Here is a 12,535-nt window from a genome sequence, read left to right as displayed (position 1 = left end):
AAAATAAAGATTAAAATGGATCGGCAATGCCATCGTAGGCACTTGAGTTAAATATTTTTGATATGGTTGCAGCGCAGCTTTGCACGTGGGCTATCTGTTGCGGGTTAGGCGGATCGGCAATATATTGTACCGATCCGATGATGCCAACTGTGCCAATGAGTTTTTCATCAGAATCAAAAATAGGGGCGGCAATGGTGCTAAATCCAAGCATCACTTCCTCAATGGATGTTTCATAAAGACGGGTTTTGATCTGATTTAGGCGTTTACGGATTTCGGTGATATCAGTGATGCTTTTTTTATTATAGGCTTTTAGTGGTCCACCAAGCAGCTGTTCCCTGTGATCATCTGTGGCGTAGGCAAGAACAATACGTCCCTGCGCCGAAGCCGTGGTTGGTGGCGTGGCACCGGGAACCGCAGAAATCCTCAATGATGTATCACTGCTGTTATCCATGCTGGCAATGACCATGGCTTCTCCGCCGGATGGAACAGCAAGCACCGCAGACTGGTTGGTCAAATCACGAAGACGGGCCATATGTGGCTCGGCAATGGATTTAAGGTCAAACTGTTCAAACGCCGCCTGGCCAAGGCGGAAAAGTTTCCAGCCCAGCCTGTATTTTTCCGACGTTTTTTCCTGCTCAACCACCCCCAGACTGCGCAGAGTGCTTAAGTGACGATGTATTTTGGCTTTGCTTTCGCCCAGCTGCCGGGCAATTTCCGTTATTCTCATTGGTTCACCGGCATTGGCCATGGTGTCCAGAAGTTTAAAAGTCACGGCAAGAGAGCGCACCATCGAGCCGTTATCAGCAATATCTTTTTGTTTGTTCACGCATTATTCTCCCATAGACTTGTAATTATACACATAATGTTATAAATCTCAAATACTGAAACCAAGTATTAAATAATGGAACACGAATAAGAGGTGTATGTGATGAAGATGACAGGTGGGCAGGCCATTGTCGATAGTTTAATTGCCAACGGAGTTGATCAGGTGTTCGGGGTGCCTGGCGCTCATCTTGATTACAGTTTCAGTGCCATGTATGACCGGCGTAATGAAATTAACGTCATCCATGCCCGCCATGAACAGGGGGCAGCTTATATGGCCTATGGTTATGCCCAGTCAACGGGTAAGGTTGGTGCCTTTTTCGTGGTGCCGGGTCCGGGACTTTTAAATGCCGGCGCAGCAATTGCCACGGGGTATGCCTGTAATACGCCGATGCTGTGTATATGCGGTCAGATACCATCAAAAAAAATTAACGGAAAAACCGGTCAGCTTCATGAAATCCGTGACCAGCTTGAAATTGCTGAAAAAATAACAAAAATGGCCCACAGGATTGACCGACCATCCGATACGCCTGAGGCGATGGCCCGTGCATTTGATGCGCTTTCAAATGGCCGGGTCCGCCCCGTCGAAATCGAAATGGCAATGGATATCATGCCGATGGTCGAGGATGTTGAAAAGGCTGAGGTCTTTAAAAAAAAGTCCCCCAAAAAACCGGATTTGGCTAAAATTAAAAAAGCGGCAGAAATGCTAAAAAATGCGCATCGTCCGGTAATCTTTGCCGGAGGTGGTACCATTGATGCTTCGCCGGAAGTTCGTGCACTTAGTAAAGCTCTCGGGGTGCCGGTGGTGGTGTCGGTCAATTCGCTGGGTGTGATGGACGCGCGAGATGATTATGCCATGGTACCGGTTGCAGGACATTATTTATGGAAAGATGCAGATGTGGTTCTGGGTGTTGGAAGCCGCATGACACCGCAGATCGATGATTGGGGACTTGATGACAATCTGAAAATTATTCGTATGGATATTGATGAAGAGGAAATGAACCGCCTCAGTACTCCTGACCTAGCTATTCACTGTGATGCGGCAGAGGGGTTAAAGGCACTGAACAAGGAAATTGGAAGCTGCCCGCCCAAATGGTCGGTTGCTGAAATGTCCGCGGTTAAGGCCGAGGTGGCAAAGGAAGTCAATATCATGGCCCCGCAGGTCGCCTATATGAAAGTGATACGGGACGAGCTGCCGGAAGACGGGCATTTTGTCACGGATCTGACCCAGGTGGGCTATGCATCGCGGGATGGTTTCCCGGTTTATCATCCACGCACTTATTTATACCCGAGTTATCAGGGAACTCTGGGCCACTCATATGCCACCGGGCTTGGCGTTCAGGTGGCAAACCCGGACAAAAAAGTCGTGACCGTCGCCGGAGACGGCGGCTTTATGTTCAATGTTCAGGAAATGGCCACGGCCGTTCAGTTTAATATTCCGATGGTTTGTGTTGTTTTTAATGATAACTGCTTTGGCAATGTCAAACGCATACAACAAACAACTCATAAAGGAAGGGTGATTGCTTCCGATCTTATAAATCCGGACTTTGTCAAACTTGGGGAAAGCTTCGGGGTTAAGTCATGCCGCACTGACAGTCCCGAAGGGCTAAGGGCTGCGCTTAAGGAGGGGTTCGCCCATGACGGACCAGTACTTATAGAGGTTCAGGTAAGGCTGGAAGATACGCCGCAACCATGGCATTTATACTTCCGGGAACGTGTCCGCGGAAATTAATACGTTATTTGCGGACAATTTTATCTATTTGTAACCGTGGTTTAATAAATATTTGCAACTATCCTTTTGGAGATAAAAGGAAAAGAGTGAGTGCAAATATGTATTATGAACCAAAAGCCCCATTAAAACTTAGTGAAGTTGGTTACGATCCGAACATCGTACTGCAATTAATCGGTAAAGGAATGTATCTTGAAAATATGGAAACTGGTGTCCAGCTTTCCAATGAAATCAAGCTTCCGACCAATGTGGTTGATCATGCGCTGCAGGTGATGACAAACCGGAAATTAATAGAATCAGTCGGCACCATTACCAGCGCAACAGGGGGGATGGGAACCCTGCGGTATAATCTGACATCAGCGGGCAGAAAATTTGTGCAGGATGCCTTGAACCAGAATCAGTATTTTGGTCCGGCCCCTGTGTCCCTAGAAGCATACAGCAAACAGGTCCGGGACCAGGCGATCGGTGATGAGCGTGTTTCCCCCGAGGATATTGAAGAAGCATTTTCTGATATTGTCGTGCCGGATGAATTTACCCGCCGTCTGGGCCCCGCTGTAAATTCGGGCATGAGCATTCTGATATATGGTCCCGCCGGGAACGGTAAAACGACAGTTGCCGAAAAAGTGGCCCATATTTATGACACTGTTATTTATATTCCTTATGCGATTGAAGTGAACGGCACGATTATCAAAGTGTTTGATGCGTCCGTTCATAACAGCGTTGAAGTGGAAAACCCGCCAGAGGAACGCCGCAAACTCTTCCGTGAAATGGTCGATAAACGTTTTGTACCCTGCAAACGTCCTGTAGTGATCACGGGGGGTGAGCTTAATATGGAAATGCTTGATCTTAAATATAATGAGGTCAGTAAATATTATGAAGCACCGCTCCATATCAAAGCGCTGAACGGAACTTTCATCATTGATGACTTTGGCCGACAGCAGGTCAGCCCCGAACAGCTTCTGAACCGCTGGATCGTGCCGCTGCAAAGCCGGATAGATTTTCTGAAACTTCATTCGGGCAAGTCATTTGAATTGCCATTTGATGAACTGGTGATCTTTTCGACCAATATGGCACCGGATGATCTTATGGATCCGGCATTTTTACGTCGTATTCCTTATAAGCTGGAAACCAAGGATCCGTCCCTTGAAGCATTCCGGGCCATTTATGAAGGGGTGGCAAGAAAATCCGGTCTCGAGCTTACGGAAGATATTTTTCAGTTTACTGTTGACCAGATTGTTAATGTTGCCGGGAAAGCACTAGCCGCTTACCAGCCGAAATTCATTATTGATCAGGTCATTGCCAACTGTAAATATCAGGGACGTGATCTGACCTTTACAAAAGAATATGTCGCTGAGGGCCTTGCCAATCTTTACGTTCAGGACAGTGAATTTAAAGGTCAGGTCGGCATGACACCAAGAAAGCAGGTCGCCTAAATATTATGGCAGTTGGGCATATTGTTCCTGAAAACTAAATAGGGACGATAATGCCCTGACAGATTGCCCTTCATTCTGATATAAAAACCATAAATGTGAACTGTCTAATAGTTGTTCCTTAAGGTCAAATTTGATGAGACCATTTTCATCGGGGATCACAGTTGCCTGACATCCATCTTCTACACAAAAATCAAAAGGCAATCGCGTAATAAATTCCTTATTGCCTTCAATTGAAAACTCGCCGTCTTTCTCAATCGTTCTAAAAAAGCTTATAAATCCACCATTTTCAACACTTGCCGTACCAGGATAAAAGATCACCATACGGTCAATATCTTTTGTCTTTTTATTAATTTCAATGAATACTGAAATGATATCTACTTCATCTCCCTTGTTGTGGTAGATATCCCGCTTAAAAAGACAGGACAACTCATTACAATCCATATCCCATTTTGCCGCCTCGACTGCATCATCAATTATTCCCTGATCTACCTGCGCCCAGGAAATTGATGTGAGTGTCCAAAAGCTCAAAAAAATGATAATAGTATTTTTCATATGTTCCCCCAAATTTGTGTGTCAGTCCAGCTCGAGCCAGGTTGATTTTATATTGGTATATTTGTGAATGGCATGGAGCGATTTGTCAACACCGATGCCGGACTGTTTATATCCGCCGAAAGGCAGGGCAATATCGATTGAGCTATAACTGTTAATGGATACACTTCCTGCCTGAAGGTCGCGGGCCGCTTTATGGGCCACATTGATGTCACGGGTCCAGATGCCGGCCGTGAGGCCATATGGGCTGTCATTGGCGATGCGGATAGCATCATTAATATCCGTAAAACTGATGGCGGCCAGAACCGGTCCGAATATTTCCTCACGGGCAATGGTCATGTCATTTTTAACATTTTTGAAAATGGTCGGGTTCACATAATATCCGGAACCATTTACTTTCACCGTATCTCCGCCCAGTGCGAGGTCGGCCCCTTCCTCAACACCCTTTTTAATATAGTGATTTATTTTGTTAAATTGATTGCGGTCAACGATGGCCCCAAGATTAGTTTTCGGGTCAAGCGGGTCGCCGGGCACGCGGGTTTTACCGATGGCTGCGACGCGCTCAATAAATTCATCTCTGATTTTTTCCTCCACCAGAAGCCGCGAAGCGGCGGCACAGATTTCACCCTGATTAAAGAATATATTATTGGCGGCGCTTAACGCGGCTTTGTCCATATCAGGGCAATCGGCCATAACTATGTTGGGGTTTTTGCCGCCACATTCAAGCCACACGGTTTTCATATTTGAACGACCTGAATATTCCAGAAATTTTTTGCCGATGGCGGTTGAGCCGGTAAAAGTCAGGCAGTCTATATCATGATGAAGACCGATGGCCGCTCCGGCTTCCGCTCCGTGTCCGGTCACCACATTAAACACGCCTTCGGGAAGGCCGGCAGCGATGGCCAGTTCAGCAAGTTTCAAAATTGACTGCGGGGTTTGTTCCGATGGTTTGACAATAACGCTGTTTCCTGCGGCAAGAGCCGGGGCAATTTTCCAGCAAGCCATAAGCAGCGGAAAATTCCATGGTACCACCACACCGACCACGCCCATCGGTTCATGGGTTATTGTGGCACGGACATTATCCGGGGTGGCAATAATTTCATCGGTCAGCTTGTCAATCGCTTCGCCGTACCATTTTAAGGCGGCAGCGGCGAGGTTGATATCCGCCATCCGCGCCTCCATGATCGGCTTGCCGACATTAAGGCATTCCATCAGGGCCAGCAGATTGGCATTCTCAAGCACCAGTCCGGCAAGTTTTTGCAATATGGCGCCGCGGTCGCGTGGGGCCATACGTGACCAGTGCCCGTTATTAAAAGCAGTGCGGGAAGACTTTACGGCAATGTCCACATCATGACTATCGCAGGCAGCAACATGGGCTGTCATTTTTTCCGTTGCCGGATTAATGGTTTCATAGGTTTTGCCGCTTAAGGCATCAACATAGTTTCCACCGATAAAAGCCTTCGTCTGATGCTTAAACTCGGCAGCCATTTTCTGCCATTCTGAATAATCCGGTAAGGTCATATTATTTTTCCATAAAATCTTTCATGGCATTGATAAAGGCGCGATTTTCATCATCGGTGCCGACGGTGATCCGAAGGCTGCTTGAAAGATTATAAGCGCCAAGCGGCCCAACCATAATGCCGCACTCTTTTAAATGCTGGTCTGCCGCTTTCATCTGATCGCGCCCATCTGGGAAATGAAGCATGACAAAATTACACACGCTTGAGGTGACATTAAGCCCCATTGCCCGCAGCTCACGGGTCAGATAATCAATTCCTGCACGGCATTTGTCCCGGGCCTTATCAGCATAATCCTGATCAAGGACGGCGGCCGCACCCGCCGATTGTGCCGGTTTAGAAACGTTAAACCCGCCTTTAAGATGAAGCAGGGTATTGATAATTTCTTCCGTGCTGTATGCCCAGCCAATGCGTAGGCCGCTTAGGCCATAAAGTTTTGAAAGGGTCCTGGTGACAATGACATTTTCATGTTTATCAACCAGCTCAAACCCGGCGTCATAGTCCGCTTCACTGGCGAATTCAGCGTATGCGGCGTCAAGCACCAGTAATATCTGTTCCGGCAGATTTTCTCTTAAGCGGACAATTTCGGTGTAAGGCACATAGGTTCCCGTCGGATTTCCCGGGTTATCAAGAAACACAAGCCTTGTTCTCTCGGTGACTGCGTCCAGAATATAATCAACATTGACGATGAAATCATCATGTTCCACAGGAACTGATTTGGCCCCCTGCATGGCAATGTTAAAGCGGTACACCATAAACCCGTATCTGGGGTGGATGACTTCGTCGCCTTCGCTGATATAGGCGCGGGCGATATAGCTTAAAATCTGTTCCGACCCTGCCGCGCACATAATGCGCGTATTATCAAGATTGTATTTTTCACCGAGCACCAGCCGTAATTCCGCAGAACTGTAATTGGGGTAGCGGTTTAAAAACTTTGCCGTCTCATGATAAGCCTCAAGTGCATTTGGGCTGGGCGGGTAGGGGCTTTCATTCAGGGCCATATTGATCTTAAACTGTGGTGGTTTATTTTCGGCTGGCGGTTGTGGTTGCGCCGGTGAGTCCCTGATAAATTTGTTTGGTTTAATTTTTGTCATATTCAGGCTTGCTCAAAAAAATCACTGCGCGCCGGTGAAAATACATCAAGGTTTAAGACATCCTCATCACCGACAACTTCGGCATGATGCATCACATTTGGCGGCACAACCAAAAGCCCGCCTGGGCCAAGTCGGTGAACATCATCACCGACATGGAAATCTACTTCCCCGGCCATAATATAGACGATCTGTTCATATTCATGTTTATGGGGGCGCGGTTCATGCTGTGGTTCAAGTTTATGCATGGCGATTGTCGCCCCTTTACCGGTAAAGGCTTTCTGATAGACACCATCACGGATTTTTTTCCAGGGCATTTTTGACCAGTCAACTTTTGGTATTTGCATGATTATTCCTTATCTTTATTTGGGCGTAAACTGACGCCAGTAATCTTTTCTGTTTTCCTGTTCAGCATATGTTTTTACACGGTCAGCAGCAAGTCCGATCAGGTTGGCTGCATCCATATTTTTTTCATTGAGATAATCCTGTAACTCCCTTATGGCATCTGTGATGACACCATAGCCGCCGCTGAAAATGGCACTCGTCATCTGTACGCCGCTGGCGCCAGCAAGCATAAAGCGGACGATGTCATGCCCCGATCTCGCACCATTTGTTGCCAGAAGCGGATATTTCTTACCCACTTTTTCCCGTGATTTTACCAGCCAGTGACAGGTCAGCGGTAATGCCCACGGCCCGCCGTAGGCAGCATGTGTGCCGAGCATGGGGGCCTGCGTATGAATATCCGGGATAAAAGCCATATATCGCCCCATCAGGGTGACAGCATCGGCACCAGCCTCCTTGGCAGCCATAGCCATTGCCGGTATTTCCTGGCTTTGTCCGGTCAGTTTGATCCAGAGCGGGATATTGACCGCTTTCCTTAAAGCCAAGGTGATTTCTTTTATATGTGCTGCCTGCCGCTCCAGCAGGATTGCCCCTTTTGCCGCTTCATCACCATGTGGGGCGCCAACATTGACTTCAAGAATGCGAATGTCCGCCTGTTCTATTTTTTTAGCATAATCAATAGTTTGATCAAGACTAGCGGGGATTAGGCTGGCAATTGAATAGGCGTCATATTCTGCGGCCATTTTGTCGGCTTTCACGGCAATTTCAAGCCATTCATCAAACGGTTTTGGGTGAAGACCGGAACGATTGAATAGTGATGCATCACGCGGCGGGTTAAAATCCCAGGGCAGTTTATCAAAATTGCTGTCGAGCAGGGCATAATCGGTTTTTTCCAGCTGGGATTTGGCAGCGTCGGATTCGTTGGTTGATTTTATGACAACGGCCCCGGCCCCGGCCCGGAGCGCGCGTTCTATGCCGTCAAGCTCGATGAAATGCTCACCCGAACCACAGATAAGCGGGTTTTTTAAGCGGGTTTTTCCTGTTTTGACATTAAGCTTTTTCATTAAATTTTCTGGGTCACTCCAATTGACAATTTCTCAATTATTGATACTCTGTTCCAAATATCAAGACAAATGTAATGAAATTTAGCAAAAGATCGTCAAAATGAGCAAAAAATCAACTTTCAGAAACCGGCTGTTGGCGGGTGAAGAGCTGGTCGGGGTATTTGTCAAAACGCCATCCTATGTCATGGTCGAGGTCATGGCCGATAGCGGTCTGGATTTTCTCATGCTGGATCAGGAGCACAGCCCCTTTGATCTTGCGACAATGGATTCCTGTATTCTGGCCGGGCGTGCCGCTGATATGCCGATGTTTGTACGAATACAGAATAATACGGCAACGGGAATGCTTTACCCGCTAGACTGCGGGGCAACCGGGGTGGTTGTTCCCCATGTGGCAACGCCGGAAAAAGCGGCGGAAATTGCCGCGGGTGGAAGATATCGTGGCGGCAAGCGCGGCTTTGCCGGAACACAGCGGGCAGGTGGTTATGGTACGCGGCCGATGAATGACTATCTTGATGAAGCCGATAATGAAACCACTGTTATCGCCCAGATCGAGGATGTAGAGGCGGTTGAAAAAATTGAGGAAATTGTCAAAGTTAAAAATATTGACTGCCTCTTTTTGGGGCGGATGGATTTAACTGTCGGCTATGGGGCAGCGTCTCCGAACGACCCTATTGTGGTGGATGCGGTCAAGCATGTCTGCGCCGTTGCGCGCAAAGCAGGCATTCGACTTGCCGCTTACAGCAGCGTTGAAGAAAGGGATATGCTGCGGGAACTTGGCGTCACCATGTTTACAGTTGGATCTGAACATAAACTGGTTCAGACGGGGCTAAAAAATCTCGTTAAAAATTTCAGGTAATTTCAGGAAAAAAAATGGTTAAAAAAATTCCGGATCGGATTAACTCCACTATCGATCAGTCACCAGCGGCAAAATATGATGATGCCCTTCTCAGTCAATTACTGGAAGGGGCAATTGACCTTCATTGTCACAGCGGGCCGAGCGTTATGCCAAGAAGCATTGATCATATTGATGTGATGCGTGAAGGATCGGCCGCAAAAATGCGGGCTATATTGATTAAGGACCATTATTATTCGGCAACGCCGGTCACCGAACTGCTGATGAACCATTTTCAGGATCTGAATGTCAAAATGTTTTCCGGTGTACCGCTGAACAACTCAACCGGCGGAATAAACCGATATGCTGTTGACCATGGCATTAAACTGGGGGCAAAGCTTGTCTGGATGCCAACTTTTTCATCGCGCAACCATATTGCCCATCATAAATCCGACAAGGATTTTGACAAAAAATTCCCGACCACGAAGGAAAAAATGCTGGCGCCGATTGAGCTTTCCGTGCTGGATGATAATGGGGTTGTGCTGGACGAGGTAAAATTCATTCTTGATATGATTGCCGAAGCGGATATCGTTCTTTCCGGTGGCCATTTACATATTACAGAAATTTTCCCGCTGCTTGAGGAAGCCAAAAAACGCGGTGTAAAAAAACTTCTGGTTAATCACCCATCCTATCTGATTGATGCCACTTACGCAGAAATGGGCGAACTGGTTCGAATGGGGGCTTATCTGGAACATTCGATGTGTATGTTTGTACCGGGTTCAAAATTTCATTTTTATACACCTGAAAATCTTGATGCACTGATCAAGGCAGGAACCATTGAAAAAACCATTCTGGGCTCAGACCTGGGGCAGGTGGGGAACCCCACCCCGGTAGAAGGGTTCAAAAATGTTATCGCCACCTGTCTTGATCTTGGCTATGCCCACGCGGATATCAAAAAAATGATTGGTGGCAATGCGGCTGATCTGCTCGGGATTTCCTGATTTTAAAATTACCTGTTTTTCCTGTTGATCATAATTTTGAAGTGATGCTGTTTTTCAAGTGTTTGACATTTTGATTTCAGCATGATTGATTAAAATATAAAAATGATGGGGAGCGGGCAGTGAAGGGAAAAACGAGTTCAGATTTAGCGCTGGGAATGGACCAGAAAATTGACCGTCGTGATTTTTTAAACGGGGTCAGCATAGGAGCGGTCGCAGCCATGGCCGGGCCGGCAATGATGGCTGCAGCTGCGGAAGAGGCCAGCATTCCCCGTCAGGACCGGGAAGGCTATTATCCCCCGGCATTAACCGGCCTTCGCGGCAGTCATACCGGATCATTCGAAACATCCCACACTATCCGTGATGGCCGATTAATTGAAGGAAAGCAGACGGGGGAGGAGTATGACCTGGTGGTGGTCGGTGGTGGGATCAGCGGTCTTGCTTCCGCTTGGTTTTATCGTCAAAGTGCGGGACCGGATGCAAAAATCCTGATCCTTGATAATCATGATGATTTTGGCGGTCATGCCAAACGTAATGAATTTAAGCTGGACGGCCGTACTATCATTGTGAATGGTGGTACCCTTAATCTGGAACAGCCGACAAATTACAGCACCGTTGCCCGTGGGCTGATCAATGAACTGGGGATAGATTTAAAAGCCTATCACGCAAAAACAGATCCGATGGTCCGCCATTTTCAGCTAACCGGATACGAGTCGTCCACTTTTTTTGACCAAAAGACATTCGGAATTGAAGGTCTTTATAATAAGCCTGATGAAGTCAGCTGGGGTGAGTATGTAGAGAAAATCCCCCTTGGAGAGCAGGCAAAGAGAGATCTTATCCGTCTTTATAACGAAGAGGTGCGTGCAGAGACACTTATAAATTTAAGTGATAGTGAAAAGAAGAAAAAGCTCGCTCTTACCAGCTATAATGATTATCTGACAAAATTTCTGGGACTTGATCCATCGGTTCTACCGTTTTTTCAGGCAAAAACCCATTTTAGATTTTATATGGGGCCGGAGCAGGTCCCGGCTTTATACTTGTGGCAGCAGGGTGGATATCCCGGGTTTGACCATCTTGCGCTCAGGCCAACCGCCATGATAAGCCCGCTTCATCATATTGGCGGGCCGCAGCATGGACGGGAGGATGAACATAAGGAAAGATCAATATATTTTCCTGATGGCAACGCGACCATTACCCGCAGCATAGTCAGGCAACTGGTACCAGATGCCATTCCCGGGCAGACGCTTGATGATCTTTTCACGGCACCGACGGATTATAAGCAGTTAGACCGTCCGGAAAACAATACCCGGATAAGGCTGAATGCGCCGGTGATTAATGTTGCGCATATGGGTGATCCGGCGACTGCAAAGGCGGTAAATGTCACCTATATGCGTGAAGACGGACCAAGCATCGTAAAAGCCAGAAACTGTATTCTCGCCTGTTGGCATATGGTTATTCCCTATATATGTCGGGACTTTTCGGCAGAACAGCGCGGCGCCATGAAATACGGGATTAAAGCGCCACGGGTTTATAGCAATGTGCTGCTGCGGAATGGTCGCGCCTTTGAGAAGCTCAATACCCATAACATTCATTCGCCAGGCGAATTTCATACAACAACCAGCCTTCATCCGCCTTATCAGGTGGGTAGTTATCAAGCGCCGATCAGACCGGATGAACCGGTGGTGGTTAAAATGCACCGTGCGCCCTGTAAACCGGGGGCGGACCGCAGTACCCAGCTTAAAGCCGGACGGACCGAGCTTTTTAATATGTCTTTTGAGACATTTGAGCGGAATATCCGTGATCAGCTCCAGCGTATGCTGGGTCCCGCCGGGTTTGATGCAGCGCGTGATATTGCGGCCATAACGGTCAATCGCTGGCCGCATGGCAATGCCTATTTATATAATAGCCTGACAGAACCCTATCACTGGTGCTTTTATCCGACCGAAGACCGGCCCTGCGTTATTGCCAGTAAAAGGCTGGGCCGGATATCCATTGCCAATTCCGATGCGGCGGCAAATCCCTTCACCGATGTGGCTATTGATGAGGCACACCGCGCTGTCCGTGAGGTTCTCGCAGATGAATTTAAGATTAGCCAAACTTAATGATTGTTCTATCATTTCAATGTGTGATAGCCTGCGAACATACGTAAAAGGGGACT

At 47.5% G+C, this 12,535-nt stretch carries 11 protein-coding genes; 5 read left to right on the top strand and 6 right to left on the bottom strand.

The annotated features are described in order from the left end of the window. Positions 1 to 10: 10 nt before the first annotated feature. Positions 11 to 826: an IclR family transcriptional regulator gene (locus tag R3D86_12005; protein MEZ5758934.1), complete on the bottom strand. Its 816-nt coding sequence runs from the start codon at positions 824 to 826 to the stop codon at positions 11 to 13. A gap of 102 nt (positions 827 to 928) precedes the next feature. Between R3D86_12005 and R3D86_12000 the strand changes: the two genes are divergently transcribed. Continuing rightward, positions 929 to 2,554, top strand: a complete 1,626-nt coding sequence (locus tag R3D86_12000) for a thiamine pyrophosphate-binding protein (protein MEZ5758933.1) — start codon at positions 929 to 931, stop codon at positions 2,552 to 2,554. An 86-nt stretch (positions 2,555 to 2,640) separates the two neighbouring features. Then, positions 2,641 to 3,984, top strand: coding sequence for a hypothetical protein (locus tag R3D86_11995; protein MEZ5758932.1), 1,344 nt, complete (start codon positions 2,641 to 2,643; stop codon positions 3,982 to 3,984). 3 nt (positions 3,985 to 3,987) lie between these two features. On the opposite strand, the gene R3D86_11990 is transcribed toward R3D86_11995, so the two are convergent. The 5 genes from R3D86_11990 to R3D86_11970 are packed head-to-tail and all read right to left on the bottom strand — an operon-like array spanning position 3,988 to position 8,547. Continuing rightward, a complete protein-coding gene (locus tag R3D86_11990) occupies positions 3,988 to 4,536 on the bottom strand; it encodes a hypothetical protein (protein MEZ5758931.1) in 549 nt (182 codons plus the stop codon). Positions 4,537 to 4,557: 21 nt separating this feature from the next. Further along, entirely contained in the window at positions 4,558 to 6,054 is a 1,497-nt protein-coding gene (locus R3D86_11985; GenBank protein MEZ5758930.1) for an aldehyde dehydrogenase, read from the bottom strand. Between the two features lies 1 nt (position 6,055). Beyond that, complete coding sequence (locus R3D86_11980; protein ID MEZ5758929.1) at positions 6,056 to 7,144, bottom strand: histidinol-phosphate transaminase; 1,089 nt, start codon at positions 7,142 to 7,144, stop codon at positions 6,056 to 6,058. A gap of 2 nt (positions 7,145 to 7,146) precedes the next feature. Then, a complete protein-coding gene (locus R3D86_11975) occupies positions 7,147 to 7,488 on the bottom strand; it encodes a cupin domain-containing protein (GenBank protein ID MEZ5758928.1) in 342 nt (113 codons plus the stop codon). A 15-nt stretch (positions 7,489 to 7,503) separates the two neighbouring features. Beyond that, a complete protein-coding gene (locus R3D86_11970) occupies positions 7,504 to 8,547 on the bottom strand; it encodes a tRNA-dihydrouridine synthase (GenBank protein MEZ5758927.1) in 1,044 nt (347 codons plus the stop codon). 100 nt (positions 8,548 to 8,647) lie between these two features. Here R3D86_11970 and R3D86_11965 point away from each other — a divergent pair, with 100 nt between their 5' ends. The 3 genes from R3D86_11965 to R3D86_11955 all read left to right on the top strand — a co-directional run bounded on the left by R3D86_11965 (position 8,648) and on the right by R3D86_11955 (position 12,479). Next, entirely contained in the window at positions 8,648 to 9,403 is a 756-nt protein-coding gene (locus tag R3D86_11965) for an aldolase/citrate lyase family protein (GenBank protein MEZ5758926.1), read from the top strand. 14 nt (positions 9,404 to 9,417) lie between these two features. Beyond that, a complete protein-coding gene (locus R3D86_11960) occupies positions 9,418 to 10,380 on the top strand; it encodes a DUF6282 family protein (GenBank protein ID MEZ5758925.1) in 963 nt (320 codons plus the stop codon). Between the two features lie 119 nt (positions 10,381 to 10,499). Next, entirely contained in the window at positions 10,500 to 12,479 is a 1,980-nt protein-coding gene (locus R3D86_11955; GenBank protein ID MEZ5758924.1) for an NAD(P)-binding protein, read from the top strand. Positions 12,480 to 12,535 lie beyond the last annotated feature (56 nt).

This window comes from Emcibacteraceae bacterium (genome assembly GCA_041396985.1).
In the GTDB taxonomy this organism is placed as follows: Bacteria; Pseudomonadota; Alphaproteobacteria; order Sphingomonadales; family Emcibacteraceae; genus Pseudemcibacter.
The sequence above is the reverse complement of the archived record's forward strand: the minus strand, read 5'-3'. Positions and strand labels throughout refer to the sequence as shown.